At 73.6% G+C, this 22,832-nt stretch carries 24 protein-coding genes and 1 riboswitch; of the genes, 16 read left to right on the forward strand and 8 right to left on the reverse strand.

Annotated features, from left to right (window positions below; translation table 11 throughout):
- Positions 1-88: 88 nt before the first annotated feature.
- On the reverse strand, positions 89-580 hold the full coding sequence (locus QCD66_RS03135; protein ID WP_375734411.1) for a hypothetical protein: 492 nt from the start codon (positions 578-580) through the stop codon (positions 89-91).
- A complete protein-coding gene (locus QCD66_RS03140) occupies positions 571-1,617 on the reverse strand; it encodes a peptidase (RefSeq protein WP_375734410.1) in 1,047 nt (348 codons plus the stop codon). Before QCD66_RS03140 ends, QCD66_RS03135 begins: the two co-directional genes overlap by 10 nt.
- A gap of 108 nt (positions 1,618-1,725) precedes the next feature.
- A riboswitch (cobalamin riboswitch) is annotated at positions 1,726-1,865 on the reverse strand.
- A 382-nt stretch (positions 1,866-2,247) separates the two neighbouring features.
- On the opposite strand from QCD66_RS03140, the gene QCD66_RS03145 reads away from it, so the two are divergent.
- From QCD66_RS03145 to QCD66_RS03170, 6 genes are read left to right on the forward strand one after another with little or no spacing between them, the layout of a single operon-like run.
- Complete coding sequence (locus tag QCD66_RS03145; RefSeq protein ID WP_357536623.1) at positions 2,248-2,913, forward strand: class I SAM-dependent methyltransferase; 666 nt, start codon at positions 2,248-2,250, stop codon at positions 2,911-2,913.
- Entirely contained in the window at positions 2,910-4,385 is a 1,476-nt protein-coding gene (locus QCD66_RS03150; protein WP_375734409.1) for a class I adenylate-forming enzyme family protein, read from the forward strand. Before QCD66_RS03145 ends, QCD66_RS03150 begins: the two co-directional genes overlap by 4 nt.
- A complete protein-coding gene (locus QCD66_RS03155; protein ID WP_375734408.1) occupies positions 4,382-5,203 on the forward strand; it encodes an alpha/beta fold hydrolase in 822 nt (273 codons plus the stop codon). Before QCD66_RS03150 ends, QCD66_RS03155 begins: the two co-directional genes overlap by 4 nt.
- The gene (locus tag QCD66_RS03160; RefSeq protein ID WP_364210565.1) at positions 5,196-6,203 is read left to right on the forward strand and encodes a hypothetical protein; all 1,008 of its coding nucleotides are present in this window, start codon (positions 5,196-5,198) and stop codon (positions 6,201-6,203) included. The genes QCD66_RS03155 and QCD66_RS03160 overlap by 8 nt, the downstream gene beginning before the upstream one ends.
- A complete protein-coding gene (locus tag QCD66_RS03165) occupies positions 6,200-7,366 on the forward strand; it encodes a hypothetical protein (RefSeq protein WP_375734407.1) in 1,167 nt (388 codons plus the stop codon). The genes QCD66_RS03160 and QCD66_RS03165 overlap by 4 nt, the downstream gene beginning before the upstream one ends.
- Positions 7,367-7,400: 34 nt before the next feature.
- Complete coding sequence (locus QCD66_RS03170) at positions 7,401-8,846, forward strand: DHA2 family efflux MFS transporter permease subunit (RefSeq protein ID WP_375734406.1); 1,446 nt, start codon at positions 7,401-7,403, stop codon at positions 8,844-8,846.
- 2 nt (positions 8,847-8,848) lie between these two features.
- Here QCD66_RS03170 and QCD66_RS03175 read toward each other — a convergent pair whose 3' ends face one another.
- The gene (locus QCD66_RS03175; protein WP_375734405.1) at positions 8,849-11,170 is read right to left on the reverse strand and encodes a lantibiotic dehydratase; all 2,322 of its coding nucleotides are present in this window, start codon (positions 11,168-11,170) and stop codon (positions 8,849-8,851) included.
- Positions 11,171-11,325: 155 nt separating this feature from the next.
- Entirely contained in the window at positions 11,326-12,219 is an 894-nt protein-coding gene (locus QCD66_RS03180) for a phosphotransferase family protein (protein WP_375734404.1), read from the reverse strand.
- 266 nt (positions 12,220-12,485) lie between these two features.
- On the opposite strand from QCD66_RS03180, the gene QCD66_RS03185 reads away from it, so the two are divergent.
- From QCD66_RS03185 to QCD66_RS03195, 3 genes are all read left to right on the forward strand, one after another.
- Positions 12,486-13,313, forward strand: a complete 828-nt coding sequence (locus QCD66_RS03185) for an SAM-dependent methyltransferase (RefSeq protein ID WP_364210580.1) — start codon at positions 12,486-12,488, stop codon at positions 13,311-13,313.
- 86 nt (positions 13,314-13,399) lie between these two features.
- Positions 13,400-14,413, forward strand: coding sequence for an ABC transporter substrate-binding protein (locus QCD66_RS03190; RefSeq protein ID WP_375734403.1), 1,014 nt, complete (start codon positions 13,400-13,402; stop codon positions 14,411-14,413).
- Between the two features lie 133 nt (positions 14,414-14,546).
- The gene (locus tag QCD66_RS03195) at positions 14,547-15,344 is read left to right on the forward strand and encodes a class I SAM-dependent methyltransferase (protein WP_375734402.1); all 798 of its coding nucleotides are present in this window, start codon (positions 14,547-14,549) and stop codon (positions 15,342-15,344) included.
- A gap of 18 nt (positions 15,345-15,362) precedes the next feature.
- On the opposite strand, the gene QCD66_RS03200 is transcribed toward QCD66_RS03195, so the two are convergent.
- Positions 15,363-15,500, reverse strand: coding sequence for a hypothetical protein (locus QCD66_RS03200; RefSeq protein ID WP_375734401.1), 138 nt, complete (start codon positions 15,498-15,500; stop codon positions 15,363-15,365).
- Positions 15,501-15,576: 76 nt separating this feature from the next.
- Between QCD66_RS03200 and QCD66_RS03205 the strand changes: the two genes are divergently transcribed.
- The 6 genes from QCD66_RS03205 (at position 15,577) to QCD66_RS03230 (ending at position 19,523) form a co-directional block, all read left to right on the forward strand.
- Entirely contained in the window at positions 15,577-15,969 is a 393-nt protein-coding gene (locus tag QCD66_RS03205; protein ID WP_364210590.1) for a TOBE domain-containing protein, read from the forward strand.
- A gap of 36 nt (positions 15,970-16,005) precedes the next feature.
- A complete protein-coding gene (modA, locus tag QCD66_RS03210) occupies positions 16,006-16,800 on the forward strand; it encodes a molybdate ABC transporter substrate-binding protein (RefSeq protein ID WP_375734400.1) in 795 nt (264 codons plus the stop codon).
- 86 nt (positions 16,801-16,886) lie between these two features.
- On the forward strand, positions 16,887-17,657 hold the full coding sequence (locus tag QCD66_RS03215; protein ID WP_375734421.1) for an ABC transporter permease: 771 nt from the start codon (positions 16,887-16,889) through the stop codon (positions 17,655-17,657).
- Entirely contained in the window at positions 17,654-18,712 is a 1,059-nt protein-coding gene (locus QCD66_RS03220) for an ABC transporter ATP-binding protein (RefSeq protein ID WP_375734399.1), read from the forward strand. Before QCD66_RS03215 ends, QCD66_RS03220 begins: the two co-directional genes overlap by 4 nt.
- 130 nt (positions 18,713-18,842) lie before the next feature.
- Entirely contained in the window at positions 18,843-19,061 is a 219-nt protein-coding gene (locus QCD66_RS03225; RefSeq protein ID WP_357536600.1) for a hypothetical protein, read from the forward strand.
- Between the two features lie 90 nt (positions 19,062-19,151).
- Positions 19,152-19,523 carry a hypothetical protein gene (locus QCD66_RS03230; RefSeq protein WP_357536598.1) on the forward strand — a complete coding sequence of 124 codons (372 nt, stop codon included), beginning with the start codon at positions 19,152-19,154 and terminating at the stop codon, positions 19,521-19,523.
- Positions 19,524-19,525: 2 nt separating this feature from the next.
- Here the strand turns inward: QCD66_RS03230 and QCD66_RS03235 are convergent, their stop codons facing one another.
- Genes QCD66_RS03235 through QCD66_RS03245 form a run of 3 tightly spaced genes read right to left on the reverse strand, consistent with a single transcriptional unit; the run spans position 19,526 to position 21,993 of the window.
- Positions 19,526-19,996: an OsmC family protein gene (locus QCD66_RS03235; protein ID WP_375734398.1), complete on the reverse strand. Its 471-nt coding sequence runs from the start codon at positions 19,994-19,996 to the stop codon at positions 19,526-19,528.
- Positions 19,997-20,009: 13 nt separating this feature from the next.
- Positions 20,010-20,318, reverse strand: a complete 309-nt coding sequence (locus QCD66_RS03240) for a hypothetical protein (RefSeq protein ID WP_357536594.1) — start codon at positions 20,316-20,318, stop codon at positions 20,010-20,012.
- Positions 20,319-20,355: 37 nt separating this feature from the next.
- The gene (locus tag QCD66_RS03245) at positions 20,356-21,993 is read right to left on the reverse strand and encodes an ABC-F family ATP-binding cassette domain-containing protein (RefSeq protein ID WP_364210604.1); all 1,638 of its coding nucleotides are present in this window, start codon (positions 21,991-21,993) and stop codon (positions 20,356-20,358) included.
- A 51-nt stretch (positions 21,994-22,044) separates the two neighbouring features.
- Between QCD66_RS03245 and QCD66_RS03250 the strand changes: the two genes are divergently transcribed.
- Positions 22,045-22,821: an ROK family protein gene (locus QCD66_RS03250; protein WP_364210607.1), complete on the forward strand. Its 777-nt coding sequence runs from the start codon at positions 22,045-22,047 to the stop codon at positions 22,819-22,821.
- Positions 22,822-22,832: the final 11 nt, after the last annotated feature.

Raw genomic sequence — 22,832 nt, forward strand, 5'->3', positions numbered from 1 at the left:
CCCGAAATGCCTGGCGGGAGGGTACGGGACCGGGCCGACACATCCGGGCCGGGCGGGGGGAAGCCGCCCGGCCCGGATCGTCAGCGGATCACGGGGGCGAGATGCCCGGGGCCGCGCCGGACCCGAACGACCATCCCTCCACAGTGCCCGGTGCCGGGTTGTAGCTGCTGGCGCCGAGCGTGCTGTACGACCAGCTGCCGCCGGCCGGCGCGTGCCAGTACGACCAGTACGCGCTGGCCGGCGGGGTGTTGACGCACGGTTCGGTGGCAGCGGTCGGCAGCCCGTCGAGGCGGCAGACGAACGCCAGCCCCCACCGGGCCGTACCGGTGACGGCGAAGCCGGCGCCCTGGAGGGCGGCCAGCCCGGTGGCCGGGTCGCCGGGCGCGCACCGTACCTCGATCGACCCGCCGAAGGCGGTGAAGTCGACGACGACCGTGACGCCGGTCGTCCCGACGCAGGCCGCGGCGTGCGCGGCCCGGGGTGCCGGCTCGGCGACGGTGAGGCCGGCGGTCAGCACCAGGAGCGCGGCGAGGGTCGCGGCCCAGCGTCGGGTCCGCGCGATCGCCGTACTCACCGGCACGCCAGGGTGGGCGCGGCGCCGCGGGCGCCGGTGGCGGAGAGCTTCGCGAAGCCGACCGCGGCCAGCCCCGGGACGGCCTGGGCGGTGGCCCGGGGTGCGGTGGCCGGGTCGAAGCCGGCGCCGGTGTACGCGACCGCGCCACGGTCGGCCACCGGGCCGGAGCAGCCGACCTGGAGCCCGAGCAGGAAGATGTTCGCCCTGGCGGCGGCGATCAGCCGCCCGCCGGCCCACAGCGCCTGGGCGGCGAGACCGGTGCTGTTGGCGTTCGGCTCGCCGGCCGCGTTGCCGAACGAGCCGTTCGCGGCCTGTACGCCGGTCAGCCAGGCGAGCCCGGCCGCCGCGTCGGCGTACCGGTCGACGGCCAGCAGGGCCTGCACGGCCAGCGCCGTCGCGTCGACGTCGCTGACGCAGGTGGCCTGCGCGAACAGCAGCGGGTAGCCGCCGTCGGCGCAGCGGCTGCCGGCCAGGAACGCGGCGGCGGTGGCGGGGGCGCCGGCCGGGGTGCGGTCGAGGGCGAGCAGAGCGAAGGACTGGCTGAAGGCGTTGCTGTAGTCGCCCCACGCGGACCGGTCGGAGAACCGGCCGGACGGGTCTTCCAGGCCGCGCAGTCGGGCGACCAGGTCGACGCCGCCGAACGCGGTCGGGTCGACACCCCGGACCTGGGCGGCGAGGGTGAGCTTGGCGGTGGCGCCGGCGTAAGCCTCGGTGCTGCCGTCGCCGACGTAGCCGGTGAGGATCTCCGGCCGGGCGAGCCAGGTGAGCGCCTTGGCGCCGTTCTCGTCGGCGACCTTGGCGGCGGCGAACGCGAAGACGGCGTCGATGGTGAGGCCCTGGTCGGGGTAGCTGACGCCGCCGAACTCGGTCTCGAAGCGCTCGCCGTCGACCATCTGCCGGGCCAGCCAGCCGGCGGCGGCGTCGGAGCGGCTCAGGGTCGGCGGGGCGGCGGCCGCGGCGGCCGGTGCCGCGACGGTCAGGGCGGCGGCGAGTACGCCGCACAGCAGGGCGGGGAGTTTGTGCCGGGATAGCGAGCGGACCATGTGTGGGCACGCCTTTCCGGCCCGAAGGTAACGAGGCCGGAGGTCCCTGCGCTCACGGTGCGCGGTGGGGATTTATCCGGACTCCGTCCCGTGGGCCACGACGGGTGAGGAGCGGGTTTGCGCGCAGGTGGGCATTCGGGCTCACCGCCGGGCACAATGCAGTGCTCGACGGCCTACCGTTGCGGGCCAGCGCCGGACTTCGACCGGACTTCCCCCACGGTGCACGCATCTTCTGTTGTGGACGGTAAGTCTTTCGGAGTCGCCCACCCGCTGTCAATCCGCTGGTGGGTGGCATGTGCCACCCCGGATGTCACCCTCCCGACAGTCACTCTCCGCAATATGGCAACGGTGCGACGGACGTGAATTCGAAGGGCCCGTATCCGTCGGGTTCGTCAGATGATCTACCCGTTTCTAACTGAATGATCATCGTCTATAGTGATGCTCGGCGACGTGGCCAGGTGGCATTGCTGCCGGGTGCATTCTTTCTGGATCTCGGCAAGCAGGGGGACCGGGTGAAACCACTGCACCACGGTCAATGTCTGGCGCGAATCCGGCCGCCCATTGTGGCGTAGCTCGGCCACCGCCCAGCCCTGACCGATCCATTGCCGTAAGGCTGATGGGGGGAGACCTGTGACCACCGAACTCTGGAATCCGGCGACCTTCGACGCGCTGCGGCGGCAACTGATCCCGTCGTTCGACCTCCTCTACGGCAGCGCGGTCAGCGTGGTCGCCATGTCGGTGCCCCGCCGGCCCCGCATCCTCGACCTGGGCGCCGGCACCGGCCTGCTCAGCGCGGCGCTGCTGGAGCGGCTGCCCGACGCCGAACTGCTCCTCGTCGACCGGTCGCAGCCGATGCTGGCCAAGGCCGTGCAGCGTTTCGAGACCGTCGAGCACGTTCGCACGCTGGTCGCCGACCTCACCGACCCGCTGCCGGTCGGCCCGTTCGACGCCGTCGTCTCCGGCCTGGCGATCCACCACCTGCCGCACGAGGGCAAGCGCGACCTGTTCGCCCGCATCCGCGACGTACTGCGCCCGGGCGGCCTGTTCGTCAACGTCGAGCAGGTGCTCGCGCCCACCCCGGCGATCGAGGCGCTCTACGACCGCCAGCACGAGAAGCACGTGCACGACTCCGAGACGCCGGCCGACGAGTGGGCCGCCGGCCGCGAGCGGATGAAGCACGACATCTGCATCGACGTCGACACCCAACTCGACTGGCTGCGGCAGGCCGGCTACGCGCAGGTCGACTGCCTGGCCAAGGACTGGCGGTTCGCCACGTACGCCGGGTGGACGGCATGACCGCCGAAGACCCGGACACGCTCTACACGGCCGTACGCGCGGTCGCCGCGGCCCGCCCCGACGCACCCGCCGTCGAGACCACGGGAGGAGACGCGGTCAGCTACACCGAACTGGTCGCGCTGGTCGACCGCCTGGCCGGCGGCCTGGCCGCCCGGGGCGTACGCGCCGACGACAGCGTCGCCTTCGCCATGCGCAACAGCATCGGATACGTCGCACTGATCATCGCCGTGGCCCGGCTCGGCGCCCGCTACGTACCGCTGATGGGCAACTTCGACGCGGCCGACCTGCGCACCGCGCTGGACCGTACCGAGCCGGTCCTGGTGGTGACCGACGGTCACCGCGAGCTGCCGCCCGGGCCGCCCACCGTGGGCCTCGACGAGCTGGGCGCCGCCGACCCGCTCGCGGAGCCCGCCACCGAGGTGCACCACCGGATCTTCCGCACCCTGTGGACCTCCGGGTCCACCGGCTTCCCGAAGCTGATGGCCTGGCGGCAGGACAAGTTCGTGCGGGAGCGCCGTCGCTGGATCGCCGACGTCGACATCCGCGACACCGACGCGTTCCTGTGCCGGCACACCCTCGACGTCGCGCACGCCACCGACCTGCACGTCTTCGCCGCGCTGCTGTCCGGGGCCCGCCTGGTGCTGGCCGACCCGGCCACCCCGGCGGACGTACTGCTGCGCCAGCTCGCCACGTACGGGATCACGGTGATGAGCGCGCTGCCGAAACACTACGAGGACCTGGTGGCGGCGGCGGACGGCGAGGTAGACCTGTCCCGGCTGCGCCGGCCGCTGTGCGGTGGCGCCTACCTGCCCCCGGCCGTCATCCGGCGGGCCGACGAGGTGCTCGGCATCCGGATCCGGCAGATCTACGGCTCCACCGAGTTCGGTCTCGCGCTGGGCAACATGACCGACGAGGTTCAGGCCGACGCCGGCATGATCCCCGTACGCGGTGTCGGCACCCGCCTGGAACCCTTCGCCGAGACGGTCGGCACCGAGCCGGACATCGGCGAGCTGGTCCTGAAGTCGGACTGCACCAGCGAGGGCTACCTCGGCAACGACGAGGCCAACGCCCGCACCTTCCGCACCCCCGAGTTCTGGACCGGCGACGTGGCCCGCCGCGGACCCGACGGCTCCTACCGCATCCTGGGCCGGGTCTCCGAGGCGCTGGCCACCCCGGCCGGGCCGGTGCTCGCCCCGATGCTCGACGACGAGATCGCCGGCACCGGCGCCGTCGACACCGCGGTCTGCCTCGCCGTCCACCCCGGACGGTACGCCGCCCAGGTCGCCGTCGCGGTCCGGCCCGCCACCGGCCGGTCCACCGACGAGGTCGGCAAGATCGTGGAGGACGTCCTGCGCGCCCACGGGCTGGACGGCACCGTCCGGTTCGTCGACGAGATACCCCGCACCCCGGTCGGCAAGATCGACAAACCGCTGCTGCGGCACCGCCTCGGCCTTTCCGGAGGATCCCGATGAGCATCCACCACGACCGCGGCGCCGGCCCGACCCTGCTGGTCGTACCGGGGCTGGCCGCCACCGCCGGCTTCCTCGCCGAGGCCGTCGCCGACCTCGCCGCCGACCACCGGGTGGTCACCGTCGAACTGCCCGGCCACGGCCGCAACACCGGCGGTACGGCGTCGCTGGCCGCCGCCGCCGAGGACGTGCACCGCACCGTCGAGGCGCTCGACCTGCGCGACGTGACGCTGCTCGGCTGGTCGCTCGGCGCCACCGTCGCGTACGGCTACCTCGAACGCTTCGGTGCCGCCCGGACCGCCGGGCTGGTCTCCGTCGAGCAGACCCCGTGCCTCGTCGGCGACGACGGCTGGCCCTTCCCGGCCTTCGGCAACCTGACCACCGCCGCCGCCGCGCAGTTCGGACAGGCCATCGCCGCCGACTACGGCGCGTTCGCCGACAACCTGGTCCGCGGCTCGTTCGCCGTCGGCGCCGACCCCGATCCGGCGGTCGTCGCCGACCTGGTCGCGCAGGCCGGCCGGTGCGACCCGGCCGCGGTCGGCGCGCTGCTCGCCGACGCGGTCGCCGCCGACTGGCGGCAACGGGTCTCCCGGCTGGGCGTCCCGACCCTGCTCGTCCACGGTGCCCGCAGCCAGGTCTATCCCGGTGCCGTCGGCGGCTGGCTCGCCGACGCGATCCCGGGCGCCCGGCTGGAAACCTTCGCCCACAGTGGACACCTGCCGTTCGTCGAGGAGCGCGACAGGTTCACCCGTACGGTCCGCGAGTTCGTCGCCCGGGTCGCCGAGCCGGCCCGCACCCATGGGAGTGAAGCCGATGGCTGAAACCACCGCCGCGTCCCCCGCCCGCCGGCTGAGCTGGATCTACCCCGACCGGGGTACGGCCTGGCAGCGCCGCGCCGAGGACGAGGCCGTCTGGGAGCCCTACCGGAAGGTGGCCGCCGACCTCGGCCTGGAGATGACGCTCAACAAGCCGGAGGAGATCGCGGTCGACACCACCGACGCGACCCGGCCCAGGCTCTACCTCAACGGCGACCCGGTCACGCCCGCCGACACCATCTTCGTCACCTCGCTCTACTCGCTGCCGCACCAGAGCCAGGACGTGGAGAACCAGCTCTTCCTCTTCACCATCCTGGAGCGGGCCGGCTTCTACCTGCCGATCCCGCCGGCCCTGTCCTACATCGGCGAGGACAAGACCGCCACGATGCTGCACCTGCGGGACAGCCCGGTGCCGCTGCTGCCGACCGTACGCGTGATCGGCGGCCGGGAGGCGATGAGCGGGCACTTCGACCCCGCCTTCGCCAACCTCGACTACCCGATGATCGTCAAGCCGGCCTACTGGGGGATGGGGCTCGGCATCTCGGTCGTGCACAACGTGCACGACCTGCGCGGCGTCATCGGCCTGGCCGGCGGCTCCGACACCGCGCTCGTCGCCCAGCCCTACCTGCCCGGCGTGCACGAAAAGCGGGTCTACTGCGTCGACGGCCGGGCACACACCGTGCTGGAGGGCGTCAAGGACGGCTACTGCCTGATGGTCACCAAGGCGGTCGGCGGCCGCCACGAGCGCGGCTACGCCAGCCTGCCCGCCGACCTGGAGGACGCGATCGCCTACGCGGCCTCCCGGCTGCCCACCCCGTACTTCTGCGTCGACTTCCTCATCGACGGCGACCGGTACTGGATCTCCGAGATCGAGCTCGACGGCGCGGTCGCCTTCAACGGCGACCCCGAGCAGGACCGGATCGCCGGATCCATCGTCCGGTCCCGCTTCCAGGCATACCAGGCCGGCCACGCCGCCTTCCTGGCCGGCGGGGGAGGCCCGGCGTGACCATCGGCCGCCTGCCCTGGCACGACATCCTCGCCCAGGCCCGGTGGCTGGCCGACCACGGCGGCGCGCCGGTCCCCGACGACGCCGCCGGCCTGGAAGGGTTGGCGGTGACCGGCCCGGCCGAGATCCTCGCGATCTCCCGGCACATGTCGCGCGACGGGGGCGGCATCCTGATGTCCAGCGGCGGCACCACCGGGCGGCCGAAGCTGACCTTCGTCAGCTACCACCAGGCACACGACCGGCTGCTGCGCCAGTGGCGGCCGCTCGCCCCCGGCAACCTGATGCTCAACCTGTTCACCCCCGGCCGGATGTGGGCCTCGCACTACTACATGCAGGCGCTGGCCGAGCACAGCCGCTGCGACATCATCCCGGCCGGCCCGCACTCGCCGGCCGAGATCGCCGACTGGATCCCGATGTGGAACGACGTCGGCGTCGACGCGGTCTGCGGCACCCCGACCGCCCTGGCCGACCTCGCCCGCGGCGTACTCGACTCCGGCCTCGTCCTGCCGCTGAAGAAACTGATCTGGATGGCCGAACCGTGGACCGACGACAAGGAGAAGACGGTCCGCGCCGCCTTCCCCGACATCGGCTTCTGGGGCAACTACGGCTCCGTCGAGACGTACGTGATGGCCACCAACACCCCGGCCTGCGACCTGTCGGTGCTCCACCTGATGCCCGACCAGGTCATCGAACCCGACGACGCCGGCGCACTGCTCTCCCGGCGCGGCACCGGATGGACGGTGCCGACGGTCCGCTACCGCCTCGGCGACCGGGTCGCACCCGCCGAATGCCGCTGCGGCCGCCCGGACGCGCTGCGCGTACTCGGCCGCGCCGACGACGCGATCAAGCTGCACGGCGCCCTCGTCGGGATCGGCGAGGCCCTTTCGGTCGTACGCGCCCAACCCGGCGTCCGCGACGCCCAGTTGGTGCTCACCCGCGGCACCGAGTCCCGCCACTCCGTACGGCAACTCACCGTCCACTTCACCGGCGACGCCGACCCCGGCGCGGTCCACGAGCGGCTGCTCCGCGAGTTCTACGACCTGGGCGTCATCGCCCAACACCACCCGGACGCGATCACCACCGAACGGGTCACCGCCCTCGGCCGGGTCGAACGCACCAACAAGATCCCACCCATGCTGTGGCGGGAAGCGGCCCAGCCCTGACCACGACCGACGAGCACCCACGGAGCGGACCGACATGACGAAGATGCGGGGCAACCCGTGGGCGATCCTGGCCGTGCTGGCGCTGGCCTACTTCCTGACCCAACTGGACGTGGCGGTCCTGGCCGTCGCCATCCCCAGCGTGATGACCGACCTCGACGCCACCACCGACCAGGTCGTCTGGTCGATCAGCGCGTACATCTTCGTGCTGGCGGTCGTGCTGATCACCGCCGGGCGGCTCGGCGACCTCTACGGCCGGCGCCGGCTGTTCGTGATCGGCGTCGCCCTCTTCACCCTCTTCAGCCTCACCGCCGGGCTGGCCGAGACCCCGGGGCAGCTCATCGCCTCCCGGGCCGCGCAGGGGCTCGGCGCCGCCCTGCTCACCCCGCAGACCCTCGCGCTGCTGGTCGAGTTCTTCCCGGCCGACCGGCGCGGCATGGCGCTGGGCATCCGGGGCGCGGTCGGCGGCGTCGCCGCCGTCACCGGCCCGGTCGTCGGCGGGGTGCTGGTCAGCGCACTCGACTGGCGGTGGGTCTTCCTGGTCAACGCCCCGCTCGGCGTCGCCATGCTGGTGCTCGCCTGGCTGGTCATCCCGGAGACCCGCCCGGAGCGCCGACACCGCCTCGACCTGCTCGGCGTACTCATCGCCTCGGCCGCCCTTTTCTGCCTCACGTTCGCGATCAGCCAGGGCGAGCGATACGCCTGGAACGGCTGGATCTGGGCGCTGCTCGCCGGCTCCGGGGTCCTCTTCGCCGCCTTCGTCGTGCAGCAGCGCGGCCGGCAGGACAGCGAACCGCTGGTCCCGTTCGGCCTCTTCCGCGACCGCAACTACACGCTGATGAACGCCTTCTCGCTCACCACCTCGGGCACCGTCATCGGCCTGGTCCTGGTGCTGTCGCTCTTCCTCCAGTCGGTGCTGGGCATGGACCCGCTCGCCGCCGGCCTGGTGATCGTGCCGGCCTCGCTGTTCTCGACCCTGTTCGACCCGGTCGCCGGCAAGCTCTCCGAACGCGTCGAGGGCAAGCACCTGCTGCTGGTCGGCGCGGTGCTGACCGCCGGCGGCATGCTGTGGGCGATGACCGCGATGTACGAGGGCGCCGACTGGCAGTCCTTCGTCGCGCCGATGAGCGTCATCGGGATCGGCAACGCCTTCCTGTTCACGCCGCTGGCCGTCGTCGCGCTCGGTGGCGTGCAGCCGAAACTGGCCGGCGCGGCGTCCGGCGTACTGGTCACCGCGCTCCAGATCGGCTCGATGATCGGCTCGGCCGCGGTCGGCGCCGTGCTCCAGGGCACCGGTGTCTCGGTCACCGCCGAAACGGCCCGTACGGCGATGCTGCTGCTCGTCGTGGTCGCCGCCCTCGGCGCGCTGGCCTGCCTGGCGGCCCGCCCCAACCTGCGTACGGCGACCGACGGTCCGAAGCCGCCGCCGGAGAGCGACCCGGACCGGCCGGTGGCCGCCACCGCCGACCCCGTCGACCGGTAGCGCTAGCGGGACGGCGCCGCGACGAACCGCAGTTCGGCGCTGTAGCGGCGGCCGTCGGCGTCGGCGAGCCACATCTGGTCCGGCGCCGGCAGCATCTCGGTCACCGTCACCCGGGCCTCGGACCCGGCCGTACGGTCGGCCCGGCGCACCATCCGCGCCAGCACCTCGACCGAAGCCAGGCTGGTGAGGTCGACGTGCACCGGCTTCTTCTCACCGGTGGCGCGGACGAACACGTGCCGGGGCAGCCCGTGCCCGACCGCGAAGCGGCGGGCGGCCAGGAACCGCCGCGCCTCGTCGGCGTCCCCGGCGAACCCGAGCGCGGCCGCCGGGAACGTCCACGTCTCCCGGTTGACCACCAGCCGGTCGATGGTGACCCGGGGCCGGTGCGGCGCCGGCGACAGCAGCCGGAAGTGCGGCATCAGGTTGCCGGCGATCAGGTCGGCGAACACCTCGACCAGGTCGAAGCCGGGGTCGTCGGCGTGCCGGCGGACGGTCAGCCGGCCCCCGACGTCGACGACGTCGCAGGCGCCGACCACCAGGTCGCGTTCCGGGTCGGCGTCACAGGTGTCCGGCGCGAAGACCAGCCGCCGGTCGGCCGGGCCGAGCAGCCGCCGCGAGAACCTGGTCGCGGTGCCGCCCTGCGCCCCGGTCGCACCGATCCGGACCACGCCGCCGGGCAGGTCGGCCGCCATCGCCGCGGCCAGCGCCTCCGGCTCCGGATGGCAGTCGACCCAGCTCGCGTAGCGCATCGTGTGGTAGCTCGGATGCAACTCGCCGAGGACCCAGTCGAAGTCGCCGGCGCGTACGGCGTCGAGGTCCGGTGCGGCGATCATCAGGTCGGGACTGTGCTGGACGGCGGCGGCCCAGCCCGGCGGGCCGGCCGGGAAGACCTCGGCGAAACCGGCGCGCAGATCGGCCGACGTCCGCGCCACCCGCCGCACCCCCTCGGGCACGGCGAGCAGCCGCTCCCACCGCTGGTGCAGCGCCCTGGTCAACGGCCGGACCAGGGCGTCCGGGGCGTCGAGCAGCGGGCCCCGGGCGGTGAGCCACAACTCGGCGAGCGGCACCACCCCGTCCGCCCGGCCGTCCGCCAGCCGGTCGAAGACCGTCCGCAGGGTGCGCCGGTAGAGGGCCGCCCCGGCCGCCGTGTACCAGCGGGCGCTGTCGAGCAGCAGCGCCAGCGGCCCACGCAGCGGATCGAGCGCGGCCCGGCCGAGCACGACCGAGTCGGGCCGGCGGCACTCCTCGAAGACCAGGGTGCGACCGGCGTAGAGCGCGCCGGCCTCCCGTACCGACGCCTCGCCGGTGAGTTCGGTGAAGACGGTGCCGAGCGTGCCCAGCGCGGCGACCACCTTGTCCGGGGCGCCGCGGGCCGCCTCCACCCCGCCGGCCGCGGCGGCCAGCCGGTCGAAGGCGCGCAACGCCGGCTCGCGTACGGCCGGGTCGTCGACCCCGGCCACGACGGCCCGCATCGTCTCGGCAGCCCGCAGGTCGTCGGCCGGCGCCTCCAGGGTCCATTCGATCCGCCGGGCCCGGTGCAGGCCGGTCAGCGCCGCCCACACCCGGTCCGGGTCACCGGTCGGGGCATCCGGGGCGGCCACCACGGCCGCCACCACCTCGCGGGCGGTCCGGCCGGGTCGCAGCGCGGCCAGCACCGCCGCCGACACCGGATCGAGCGGTACGTCGGCGGCCAGCGGTATCCGCAGCGACGACCCGTCGGCGCGCAGCAGCGGCAGCAGCCGCGGGACCAGCCACGGCCGCAGCGGCGGGGCCAGCGCCCGGCCCAGCGCGGCGAGCGCCCAGCCTTCGAGGTAGAGGGTGCGCGAGCCGGGAGTGTCGTCGTCCGTGGGCCCGACCGGCAGCGGCTGGTCGGGGTCGATCCGGCCCCAGCGCAGCGGGCCGAAGAAGCCGATCGTGTCGTTCTTGGCGCAGTAGCGGTGCAGGTAGCTGGTCACCAGCGTCTCGGTCTTGCGGTGCCGGCCGGTGCGCGAAACCGTGCCCGGGTCGCGGCGCAGCAGCGTGTCGAAGCCGGTGGTCAGCGCCTGCGGGTTCTGCCAGGCGACCGCCTCGCGCACCAGCGGATCGCTCGCGGCCCGGTGCAGCGCCCTGCCGAGGGCCACCCCGGCGCTGTCGAACCGCGTCCGGTAGGCCGCCTCGCGCTCGGCTTCCGGCGCGGTGCCGAGGTCGTCGGCGAGCGCGGCCAGTCGCGGGTCGGCCAGCGGTTCGAGCAGGTCGACGGGAAAGCCGGCGGCCCGTAGGCAGAACCACGGCCACAGGCTCCAACCGCCACCCAGTTCGACGAGGTCGCCCGACTGACGGTCCACACCCATCCTCCGCGAACTCGGCGTACGCGACCCATCCGGCACCGTCCACTGTATCGACGGCGGCACCGGCGCTCCCTCGCCGACTCGGCGCCACCGGCGCACGTTTCGTGCACACAACCCTGTGCGGACGGGCATCCGGTCCGGGGCCGACCGCCTCAGTCGCCGCCGGGTGCCGGGAACAGCCAGTGCAGCGCGGCGAGGCTCTTGTCGACGTACGCCGACCGGTCCGGTGCCTCGAAGCCGTAGACGAGGTCCTCGAACACACCGCACCGGGCGTAGAAGAGGGCCCGGTCACGCAGCCCGTCGCGGTCCGGGCCGGTGCGGCCGGCGGCGTCCAGGGCCGTCTCGAGCGCGGCCGGGCCGAGGTCGCGCAACAGCAGGCCGAAGTCGTACGCCGGGTCGACGATCGCGGCGTCGCTCCAGTCGACGACGCCGGTCACCGTCCGGGTGGCCGGGTCGACGAGGACGTGTTCGACGCCGAGGTCGTTGTGCGAGAACACCGGGACGTACCCGCCGTCCGGCGGCGGCGCGGCGAGGAACGCCCCGATCGCCGCACCGTGCTCCGCCGGCAGCCGGCCGGCCAGGGCGGCGTGGTTCTCCACGGCCTCGGCGAGCCAGTCGGGCAGCGGCTGGTGGTCCGGTTCGGCCACCTCGGCCATCCGCTCGACCGGTACGGCGTGCAGCGCCCCGAGCAGCCGGCCGATCGCGGCGGCCACCGGTGCGGCGTACGCCAGGCGGTCGGGCAGGTCCAGCAGCGGCACCCCCGGCACCTTCCGGTACGCCAGGCAGCCCAGCTCCGGCGCGGCGAACAGCGGCGTCGGCACCGGCAGCGGCGACAGGTCGGCGACGGTGGCGAGCAGGCGGGCCTCCCGTTCGGTCGCGGGTGCCGGGTCGGCCTCCTTGCGGACGCGCAGGATCAGTTCGCCGTCGACCTCGTACGCGACGTTGTCCTCGCCCTCGCCCAGCGGCTCCAGCCTGCCGAGGTGCGTTCCGGGCAGGTGTGCCGCCAGGGCCGTCCGCGCGATGTTCTCCAGATCCCGGTTCAGCATCCGACGACCCTACCGATCCGCGCCGCCGGCCCGGCGGATCCACACGGGTGCCCCGGCCGATATGTGCACCGGCGCCAATGTCGCCATTTGTCATAAGAATGTCGTGACCCGGCCCGCGCTGTCATTCCCCGCGTACGGGGCTCCACGACATCGGCGACGGCGGCTTGAGTGGGGACATCGCCGGGCGGAAGCGCCGCCCGGAACCCACCACCGGGGAGGCACACCACCATGGGTTGCTGGTCGGCACTGCACGGGCCGGTGTCCGGATGAGCGGCGACGTCGCCGACGGCCGGCATCCGTCCGGTGTGGACATCGACCGGCCGAGCGCGGCCCGCGTCTACGACGCGCTGCTGGGCGGCTCGGCGAACTTCGCGGCCGACCGGGCGCTCGCCCGGCAGATGCTCACCGCCGAACCGCACGCCGGCCGCTGGGCCCAGGCCAACCGGGCGTTCCTGCGCCGCGCCGTCGACTTCCTGCTCGACGAGGGCGTACGGCAGTTCGTCGACCTCGGTTCCGGGCTGCCGACCGTCGGCAACGTCCACGAGATCGTGCACGCCGCCGACCCCGACGGCCGGGTCGTCTACGTCGACATCGACCCGGTCGCCGTCGCCCACGGCCAGTCCCTGCTGGCCGGTGACGACCGCGCGGCGATGGTGCAGGCCGACATCCGCGACGTGAACGCGATCCTTGCCGACCCGGCGACCCAGGACCTGATCGACCCCGACCAGCCGGTCGGTGTCCTCGCCGTCGCGGTCCTCCACTTCGTCGCCGACGACCCGGCCCGGATTCTCGCCGGGTTCCGGTCGGTCGCCGCACCCGGCAGTCACCTCGTCGTCTCCCACCTGACCACGCCGGACGAGATGTCGGCGGCCACGGTCGGCGTGGTGGCGCAGTACAACACCCGCACCGGTACGCCGTTGACGTTCCGTAGCCGGGCCCAGGTCGCCGACCTGTTCGCCGGCTGGCGGCTCCTCGAACCCGGGGTCGTACCGGTCGACGCCTGGTGGCCCGAACCCGGCGACCTCGAAGCGCCCGGCGCCCACCCCCGGGTGCCGATCTGGGCCGGCGTCGGCCGGCTGCCGTACACCCGATGACCTCGCCGGTGCCTCGCCCGGCCGATCCGGGCGGGGCGCCGGCGTGTCCATGCCTCGCCAACCCTGTCCGTTTGGAGTGAACAGAGATGCGCAACAGACCTGCCCGCCGCGCCGGTACGGCGATCCTGGCCGGGCTGCTCGCGGTCACCGCCGCCTGCACCGCCGCGCCGGCCCGGCAGCCGGACGGGGTGGACCGGGTGGTCTACCTGACCGCGTTCGCGAGCTTCGGCCGGGAGGCGTACGCCTGGGTGGCCCTGGAGAAGGGCTTCTTCCGCGACCGGAACATCGAGGTGGAGATCAAACCCGGGCAGGGATCGGCCGACAACCTCAAACTCCTCGCGGCCGGGCAGGCACAGTTCTCGGCCAACGACCTGTCGGGCGTCATGATCACGCTGGGGCAGGGTGACTACCAGGGCGACGTACGCGCGGTCGCGGCGATCCAGCAACGCACGCTGAACTCGATCACGGTCCTGGAGTCTTCGGGCATCACCACCCCGGCCGACCTGGTCGGCAAGCGGGTCGGCGGGGTGCCCGGTGGCGCGCCGATGCTGCTGTGGCCGGCGTACGCCAGGCTCGCCGGCATCGACCCGGCGAGTGTGCAGTGGGTCAACGCCCCGGCGCAGCAGACGCCGGGGCTGCTGGCCGCCGGCCGGGTCGACGGTATCGGCCAGTTCACCGTGGCCCGGGGCACGGTCGAAAAGGCCGCCCAGGGCCGACCCGTGCACCTGCTGCCGTATTCGGACGTCATCGCCGACCTGTACGGCAACGCCCTCATCGCACCCATGACCCTGATCAAGGACGACCCCGACCTGGTACGCCGGTTCAGCGAGGCGATCCTCGAAGGACTCGTCTACTCCATCGACCACCCCGACGAGGCCGGCCAGATCCTGCACAAACACGTGCCGTCCGCCGACCCGGCCGCCGCCGCACAGGAGGTCGCCCTCATGCAGCCATACGTGCTGTCGAACGCCCGCGCCGGCGTACTCGACCCGGAACGGATCGCCCGCGCCATCGCCGTCCTCCAGGGCGCCGGCACGATCCCCGCCGGACTCGCCCCGGACCGGGTCGCCGCCTTCGACCTGGCACCCGCCCCCGCCTGAGTCCCGTCCGGCGGGGAGCCGCACCACCCCGCGGCCGGGGGCACGTCACGCCCAGCGCGATCGGGGGCGTGCCCCCGGCCACCCTCGTACCCACGCACCGCCGGCCACCGGCCCGATCCTGGAGCACCCACCCTTGACCAGGCACGACCACTACGCCTACGACAACGACCACCCCGCCGCACCGAACCAACTCGCCAGCCTCGCCGCCCTCCTCGACGACGTCACCATCGGCCGGCTCGCCCACCTCGACCTGCGCGGCCGGCGCTGCCTCGAAATCGGCGCCGGCGGCAGCGCCGTACCCGCCTGGCTCGCCGAGGAGGTCGGACCGGGCGGACACGTCTTCGCCACCGACATCCGTCCCGCCTTCATTCCCCGCCACCCACGCCTGACCGCCCTCGCCCACGACATCGCCACCGACCCCGTCCCGAAACCGCCGTACGACCTCATCCACGCCCGCCTCGTCCTCATGCACCTGCCACAGCGCGAACGCATCCTCGCCCGCCTCGCCGACGCCCTCACCCCCGGCGGCGTCCTCTGCGTCGAAGACTGGGCCATCCAGCCCGACACCGCCGTCATCGACGCCCCCACCACCGGCGCCCGCACCCTGTTCGCCGTCTACCAGCACGCCGTCGCCCGCGACATCCTCGCCGCCGCCGGCACCGACCTCACCTGGGCCGTCCGCATCCACCCCGCCATGCGCGCCGCCGGCCTGCGCGACCTGGACACCGCGATCCACACACCCGTCTGGTACGCCGGCAGCCCCGGACTCGCCCTGGTCAGCGTCAACATCGCCCAACACCGCGACCGCCTCACCACCGGCGCCCTCACCGACACCGACCTCGACGAGATCGCCCGCCTCGCCACCGACCCGGCCTCCGGCCTCGTCGTACGCGGCCACCTGCTCTATTCCACGATCGGCCGCCGGGACTGACCCCGTCGCCGGTCCGGGTCACGGCCCGGCCCGGGCCGGCGGTGGGGTGTGCCGGGCGACGTACGTCGTGCCCTCGCGGACAGCGTCCGGCACCGGCCCCGCCGGCCGGTGGGTTCCCCAGCCCCGCCGGCCGGCGGCGTGCCGCATCAGCGACACTCCCGCGACTATTGGCCCGGCATCTGCCGGGGTATCAGAGCTTTTCAACTCGCAGATGCGGCCATAGGGTGGCGGGGTGACCACCTATCGGATCGGCGAGGCGGCCGAACTCCTCGGTGTCAGCGTCGACACCGTCCGCCGCTGGATCGACGGGGGCCGGCTCGCCGCCGAACGCGACGACCACGGCCACCGCACGATCTCCGGCGTCGACCTGGCCCGGTTCGCCAAGTCGCTGGCCGACGACCCGGACGAGGACGCCGGCCGTTCGTCGGCCCGCAACCGGCTGCGCGGGATCGTCACCGCGGTCACCCGCGACTCGGTGATGGCCCAGGTCGACATTCAGGCCGGACCGTTCCGGGTGGTGTCGCTGATGAGCCGGGAAGCCGTCGACGACCTCGGCCTGGAGGTCGGCTCGACCGCCGTCGCGGTGATCAAGTCGACCACCGTCGTGGTGGAACGGGCCCGCTGACCGGTGGCCCGGTCGAAACGGGGAAGGGGAGCGCGGATGCGCGGTCGGAGATGGACGCTGAGTGTGGCGGTCGGAGCCCTGCTGCTGGCCACGGCCGGCTGCGGCGGCGGTGACGACGACCCACGGCCGGGCGCGGACGGCTCGCCGGGCGCGGTGACCGGCAGCGTCACCGTGCTCGCCGCCGCCTCGCTGACCGAGTCGTTCACCCGGATCGGCGCGGACTTCGAGGCGGCCAACCCGGGCGTCACGGTCACCTTCAGCTTCGCCGGCAGCTCCCAGCTCGCCCAGCAGATCACCGCCGGCGCGCCCGCCGACGTCTTCGCCGCCGCCAGCCCGGCCACCATGAAGACCGTCACCGACGCCGGCGACAACGCCGCCGAGCCGCAGGTCTTCGTAAGCAACCAGCTCGTCATCGCGGTGGCCAAGGGCAACCCGAAGGGCATCACCGGCCTGGCCGACCTGACCAAGCCCGACACCAAGGTCGCGCTCTGCGCCGAGCAGGTGCCGTGCGGAGCGGCGGCGAAGACGGCGCTGGACGCCGCCGGCACCGCGCTGACCCCGGTCACCCTCGAACAGGACGTCAAGCAGGCACTGTCGAAGGTCAGGCTCGGCGAGGTCGACGCGGCGCTGGTCTACCGCACCGACGCCCGGGCCGCGGCCGCCGACGTCGACGGCATCGAGTTCCCCGAGTCCGCCGGCGCGGTCAACGACTATCCGATCGTCGCGCTGAAGCAGGCCCCCAACAGCGCCGGGGCGGCGGCGTTCGTCGCGTACGTGCTCGGCGACAAGGCCCGCGCCGTCCTGGTCGAAGCCGGGTTCCAGGCGCCCTGACCGTGCCGCCGACCAGCGCCAAGACCGCCGGAGCCGGGCCGGTCGCCCGCCTCCGGCGCGGCCGGCCCCGGCGCGGTTCCGCGCGGGTGCCGGTCGTGCTCGCCGTGCCCGCCCTGCTCGGCCTCGGCTTCCTCGTGCTGCCGCTGGCCGGGCTGCTGATCAGGACACCGTGGAGCAGCCTCCCGCAGCGGCTCACCGCGCCCGGCGTGCTGGAGGCGCTGCGGCTCTCGCTGGTCACCGCGACCGCCGCGACCCTGCTCTGCCTGCTGCTCGGCGTACCGCTGGCCTGGCTGCTGGCCCGCACCACCTTTCCCGGCCGGCGGCTCGTACGGGCCCTGGTCACCGTCCCGCTGGTCCTGCCGCCGGTCGTCGGCGGGGTGGCGCTGCTGCTGGTGTTCGGCCGGCGCGGCCTGATCGGCGGCTGGCTCGACGAGACGTTCGGGATCACGCTGCCGTTCACCACCACCGGCGTCGTGCTGGCCGAGGCGTTCGTGGCCATGCCGTTCCTCGTCATCGCCGTCGAGGGCGCGCTGCGCGGCGCCGACGCCCGCTACGAGGAGGCCGCCGCGACCCTCGGCGCCGGTCGGTGGACCGCCTTCCGGCGGGTCACCCTGCCGCTGGTCGCCCCGGGCATCGCCGCCGGGGCGGTCCTGTGCTGGGCCCGCGCCCTCGGCGAGTTCGGCGCGACCATCACCTTCGCCGGCAACTTTCCCGGCCGCACCCAGACCATGCCACTGGCCGTCTATCTCGCCCTCGAACAGGACCTGGAGGCGGCCATCGTGCTCAGCCTCGTCCTGCTCGTCGTCTCGGTCGCCATCCTCGCCAGCCTCCGCGACCGCTGGATCACCAGCCCATGACCGAACTGCTGGACGCGCACCTGGTCGTCGAACGGCCCGGCTTCACCCTCGACCTGCCGCTGACCGCCGCGCCGGGGGAGGTGGTGGCGCTGCTCGGCCCGAACGGCGCCGGGAAGACGACCGCCCTGCGCGCCCTCGCCGGCCTGCTGCCGCTGCACGGCGGGCACGTCACGATCGGTGGCCGGCGGCTCGACGATCCCGACACCCGGCGGTTCGTCGCCCCCGAGAAGCGTTCGATCGGCCTCGTCTTCCAGGACTACCTGCTCTTTCCACACCTGACCGCCCTCGACAACGTCGCGTTCGGCCCGCGCTGTCGCGGCGTGTCCCGCCAGCGGGCCCGCGCCGACGCCGCCGGCTGGCTCGACCGGGTCGGATTGGCCGAGCACGCGCGACGCCGGCCCCGGCAGCTCTCCGGCGGGCAGGCCCAGCGGGTCGCCCTCGCCCGCGCCCTGGCCGTACGACCCGACCTGCTCCTGCTCGACGAACCGCTCGCCGCCCTCGACGCGCGTACCCGGCTCGACACCCGGGTCCACCTGCACCGGCATCTCGCCGAGCACCCGGGCGCGACGGTGCTGATCACCCATGACCCGCTCGACGCGATGGTCCTCGCCGACCGGCTCGTCATCGTCGAGCAGGGCCGGGTGGTGCAGTCCGGCGACGCGGCCACCGTCACGACCCGACCGCGGACCGACTACGTGGCCCGGCTGGTCGGCCTCAACCTCTATCGGGGCCGGGCCGACGGCACCACGGTGGAGTTGGTCGGCGGCTTCCGGCTGGCCACCGCCGAGCCACAGCACGGCGAGGTGTTCGTGGCGTTCCGCCCGTCGGCCGTCGCGCTGTATCCGCGCCAGCCCGACGGCAGCCCGCGCAACACCTGGCCGGCCACGATCGTGGCGGTGGCTCCGAGCGGCGACAACCTGCGGATCGAACTCGCCGGCCCGATCCCCCTGGCCGCCGACGTCACCCCCGCGGCCGCCGCCCACCTGAACCTGACCCCAGGCGCCCGCGTCTGGGCGGCCTTGAAGGCAACCGAGACCACCACCTACCCCGCCTAGATCCCCGTGATCAGGGAGTATTTCCCGCGTGTCGGCGGCGCGCCGCCCGGCAAACTCCCTGATCACGCGGATCTTGTGCATCCGGAAAATCGATGGGCCCGACACGGTGGTGCTGGCAGGATCGCGAGGCATGGGACGGGCGGAGGGATTCGACTACATCACACGGGCCGACGGGTCGGTCGTCATCACGCATCACGGGCGAAGCGCCACCACCCTGCGCGGCGGACGGGCGGCCGAGTTCCTGGCCGAGGTCGACGACGACCCACAGCAGGTGATGGCCCGCTGGACCGGCAACTACCGGCGTGGCAACGAGCGGACCGCCAGGCAGCACCCGCGCAACCGGGGCTGACCTGCCGACACGAACCCGGTCCGGGTGTTGCATCGATAGGTCACTGTGGTCGATGGCCGACGCCGCCACCCAGATCCGAAAGAGGTCCGCATGCGACTGTCCACACTCGCCTCGACCGTGGCACTCGCGGCCACCCTCGTGTTCGTCACCGGCTGCGGTGGCGACCCGGCACCGCAGACGCCGCCCGGTGGATCGGGCGTCGAGGTCGAGGACTGCGACGCCGAGGACCGCCGCAAGTCGGAGGTGCCGGACTGCGGCCGCATGGTGAACGGCAGGTTCGTCGCCTGGTCATGGGTGTCGGCCGGCCGCAACACACCGCCCGCCGGCTGGACCCCGGCCAAGGAGCCCAGCCCGACGCCGACCCCGACCGCGTCACCGACCTCGGCCGACAACTCCAACAGCGGCACCAACAACAACCCGAAGACCCGCAAGACCACCTCGAAGGGTGGCAAGAGGCGCTGACCTCAGGCGGCCTCGACCACCGGGCGGTGGGTCACCGGGAAGTTGACCGACCGGGCGATGAAGCACAGCTTGTGCGCCGCCGTGTGCAGCTCGGTCGCCCGTTCCACCATCCCGGCCTCGGTGACGGTGACCCGCGGCCGCAGCTCGACCCCGGTAAACTGCCCGCCGGCCCCGGCCTCTTCGACCATCGTGCCGACCGGCTGGTCGGTGTAGCCGGTGACGACCACGCCCGCGTCGGCACACAGGTGCAGGTACCACAGCATGTGGCACTGGGACAGCGACGCGACGAGCAACTGCTCCGGGTTCCACCGGTCGTCCTGGCCCCGGAACGCCGGGTCCGACGAGCCGGGCAGCGTAGGCCGACCCGGCGCGTCGATCTCGTGGGTCCGGTCGTAGGCCAGGAACGCGCTGGTGCCGGTGCCCCGGTCCCCGGTCCAGTTCACCGACAGCTCGTAGGTGTGGGTCCTGGCCATGGTGCCGCTCCCGTCAGTTGCGCCGAACCGCCCGCGTCGAGCTGCGGATACGCTGCCGCGGCGGCCCCGTCGTCCTGGACCGTTTCATGTGGTAGCGGTGCAATTCGCTGGAGCCCTGCATGGATGTGTCCTCAGTCACAGACGCCAGCTCCCAGCCCTGCGACCCGGCCCGGTTGAGATGCGCCAGAGCCGTGTCGCCGTACGGGGTGACGTCCAGCACCTGGCCGTCCGGCCCGTACCAGGTGTAGGTCAGCTCCCACCCGGTGTCGTGCATCCGGGGTACCCGCCGTCGCACGAGAAGTGCGTACTCCCATGTGATCACCCGTTGATTGTCGCCCGGAACCGGCGCCGCACAAGGGCTAGCGGGCGACGACCCGGCCCGACTCGACCTCGATGCGCCGGGTGGTCCGTACGGCGTCGAGCATCCGCCGGTCGTGGGTCACCAGCAGCAGCGTGCCCGGATAGTTCGCCAGCGCCGACTCGAGCTGCTCGATCGCGGGCAGGTCGAGATGGTTGGTCGGCTCGTCGAGGACCAGCAGGTTGACCCCGCGCGCCTGCAACAGGGCCAACGCGGCCCGGGTCCGCTCACCCGGCGACAGCGTCGCCGCCCGGCGCAGCACGTGTGCCGCCCGCAGCCCGAACTTGGCCAGCAGCGTCCGTACGTCCGCCGGCACCATCCCGGGTACGGCCGCACCGAACGCGTCCAGCAGGGATTCGTCGCCGAGGAACAGTCCCCGCGCCTGGTCGACCTCGCCGACGACCACCCCGGGCCCGAGCGCCGAGCTGCCGGAGTCCAGTGGCAGCCGGCCGAGCAGCGCCCCGAGCAGCGTCGACTTGCCGGACCCGTTGGCGCCGGTGATCGCTACCCGGTCGGCCCAGTCGATCTGGAGGTCGACCGGCCCGAGGGTGAACCCGCCACGGCGTACGACCGCGCCGCGCAGCGCCGCGACGACCGCGCCGGCGCGCGGCGCCACGGCGATCTCCATCCGCAGCTCCCACTCCTTGCGCGGCTCCTCGACCACCTCCAGGCGCTCGATCAGCCGCTCGGTCTGCCGGGCCTTCGCCGCCTGCTTCTCGGTCGCCTCGGACCGGAACTTGCGACCGATCTTGTCGTTGTCGGTCGCCTTGCGGCGGGCGTTCTTCACGCCTTTTTCCATCCACGACCGCTGGGTGCGGGCCCGGGCCTCCAGCGTCGCGCGGGTGTCGGCGTACTCCTCGTACTCCTCGCGGGCGTGCCGGCGGGCCACCTCGCGCTCCTCCAGGTAGGCGGCGTACCCGCCGCCGTAGTGCCGGACCTGCTGCTGGGCCAGGTCGAGTTCGACGATCCGGGTCACCGTACGGGTCAGGAACTCGCGGTCGTGGCTGACCAGTACGGTGCCGGCCCGCAGCCCGGTGACGAACTCCTCCAGCCGGCGCAGCCCGTCGAGGTCGAGGTCGTTGGTCGGCTCGTCGAGCAGGAACACGTCGTAGCGGCTGAGCAGCAGCGACGCCATCGAGGCCCGCGCCGCCTGCCCGCCGGAGAGCGTGGTCATCGGCTGGTCGAGGTCGACGGCGAGGCCGAGTTCGTCGGCGACCGTCTCGGCCCGTTCGGCCAGGTCGGCGCCGCCCAGGTCGAGCCACCGCTCCAGCGCGGCGGCGTACCGGTCGTCGGCACCGGCCGTGCCGGCCGCCAGCGCCTCGGCGGCCCCGTCCATGTCCCGCTGCGCGTCGGCGACCCCGGTGCGCCGGGACAGGAACTCGCGGACCGTTTCGTCGGCCCGCCGCTCCGGCTCCTGCGGCAGGTGGCCGACCGTGGCCGACGGAGGGTTGAGCTGCACCGAACCCTGTTCGGCCGGCTGCCGGCCGGCGAGGATGCGCAGCAGGGTCGACTTGCCGGCCCCGTTGACCCCGACCAGCCCGACCACGTCGCCGGGCGCGACGACGAGATCGAGGTCGGAAAAGAGGATCTTGTCGCCGTGGCCGGCGGCGAGCCCGCGTGCGATCAGGGTGGCAGCCATCAGGGGGAGATGCTATCCCGCGCACCCGTACCCGCCGTGCAGACTGTGCCTGTGGTGACGACCTTGGCGATCGACTGCGGCGGCGGGGGCATCAAGGGATCGGTGCTCGACGAGCAGGGCACGATGCGGGCCCGCCCGCTGCGGGTGCCGACCCCCTACCCGTTGCCCCCGTCGCTGTTCGTGAAGACCCTGCTCGACCTGGCCGCGGAGCTGCCGGCCGCCGACCGGGTGACCGTCGGCATGCCCGGCATGCTGCGGCACGGCGTGGTGGTGGCCACCCCGCACTACATCACCCGGGCCGGTCCGCGCACCAAGGTCGACCAGGATCTGGTCGCCCAGTGGTTCGGGTTCGACGCCCAGACCGGGCTGACCGAGGCGTTCGGGGTGCCCGTACTCGTGCTCAACGACGCCGAGGTACACGGCGCCGGTGTCGTCGCCGGCACCGGCCTGGAACTCGTGCTCACCCTCGGCACCGGCCTGGGCAGCGCACTGTTCGACGGCGGGGTGCTGGCTCCGCACCTGGAGCTGTCGCAGGCGCCGGTCCGCTGGGGGCAGAGCTACGACACGTACGTCGGCGAGCACGAACGCCGCCGGCTCGGCGACACGTTCTGGTCCCGCCGGGTACGCGGCGTCGTCGAGGGCCTGCGCCCGGTGTTCCTGTGGGACCGGCTCTACCTCGGCGGCGGCAACTCCCGGCTGATCCGCCCCGAGCAGTTGGCCCGGATGGGTGACGACGTGGTGGTGGTCCCCAACACCGCCGGCATCCTCGGCGGGGTCCGCGCCTGGTCGGTCCGCCCGCACCGGCCGGTCCGCAGCGACCGGCCCTGACCCGGCCCGGC

The sequence above is a fragment of the Polymorphospora sp. A560 genome (assembly GCF_045781765.1).
GTDB classification, from domain to species: Bacteria; Actinomycetota; Actinomycetes; order Mycobacteriales; family Micromonosporaceae; genus Polymorphospora; species Polymorphospora lycopeni.

What these genes read in the sequence shown, in the direction of transcription:
- QCD66_RS03140 (WP_375734410.1), bottom strand. Translation starts at nt 1,617, where the DNA reads ATGGTCCGCTCGCTATCCCGGCACAAACTCCCCGCCCTGCTGTGCGGC.
- QCD66_RS03150 (WP_375734409.1), top strand. Translation starts at nt 2,910, where the DNA reads ATGACCGCCGAAGACCCGGACACGCTCTACACGGCCGTACGCGCGGTC.
- QCD66_RS03155 (WP_375734408.1), top strand. Translation starts at nt 4,382, where the DNA reads ATGAGCATCCACCACGACCGCGGCGCCGGCCCGACCCTGCTGGTCGTA.
- QCD66_RS03160 (WP_364210565.1), top strand. Translation starts at nt 5,196, where the DNA reads ATGGCTGAAACCACCGCCGCGTCCCCCGCCCGCCGGCTGAGCTGGATC.
- QCD66_RS03170 (WP_375734406.1), top strand. Translation starts at nt 7,401, where the DNA reads ATGACGAAGATGCGGGGCAACCCGTGGGCGATCCTGGCCGTGCTGGCG.
- QCD66_RS03180 (WP_375734404.1), bottom strand. Translation starts at nt 12,219, where the DNA reads ATGCTGAACCGGGATCTGGAGAACATCGCGCGGACGGCCCTGGCGGCA.
- QCD66_RS03185 (WP_364210580.1), top strand. Translation starts at nt 12,486, where the DNA reads ATGAGCGGCGACGTCGCCGACGGCCGGCATCCGTCCGGTGTGGACATC.
- QCD66_RS03190 (WP_375734403.1), top strand. Translation starts at nt 13,400, where the DNA reads ATGCGCAACAGACCTGCCCGCCGCGCCGGTACGGCGATCCTGGCCGGG.
- modA (WP_375734400.1), top strand. Translation starts at nt 16,006, where the DNA reads ATGCGCGGTCGGAGATGGACGCTGAGTGTGGCGGTCGGAGCCCTGCTG.
- QCD66_RS03220 (WP_375734399.1), top strand. Translation starts at nt 17,654, where the DNA reads ATGACCGAACTGCTGGACGCGCACCTGGTCGTCGAACGGCCCGGCTTC.
- QCD66_RS03225 (WP_357536600.1), top strand. Translation starts at nt 18,843, where the DNA reads ATGGGACGGGCGGAGGGATTCGACTACATCACACGGGCCGACGGGTCG.
- QCD66_RS03230 (WP_357536598.1), top strand. Translation starts at nt 19,152, where the DNA reads ATGCGACTGTCCACACTCGCCTCGACCGTGGCACTCGCGGCCACCCTC.
- QCD66_RS03235 (WP_375734398.1), bottom strand. Translation starts at nt 19,996, where the DNA reads ATGGCCAGGACCCACACCTACGAGCTGTCGGTGAACTGGACCGGGGAC.
- QCD66_RS03245 (WP_364210604.1), bottom strand. Translation starts at nt 21,993, where the DNA reads ATGGCTGCCACCCTGATCGCACGCGGGCTCGCCGCCGGCCACGGCGAC.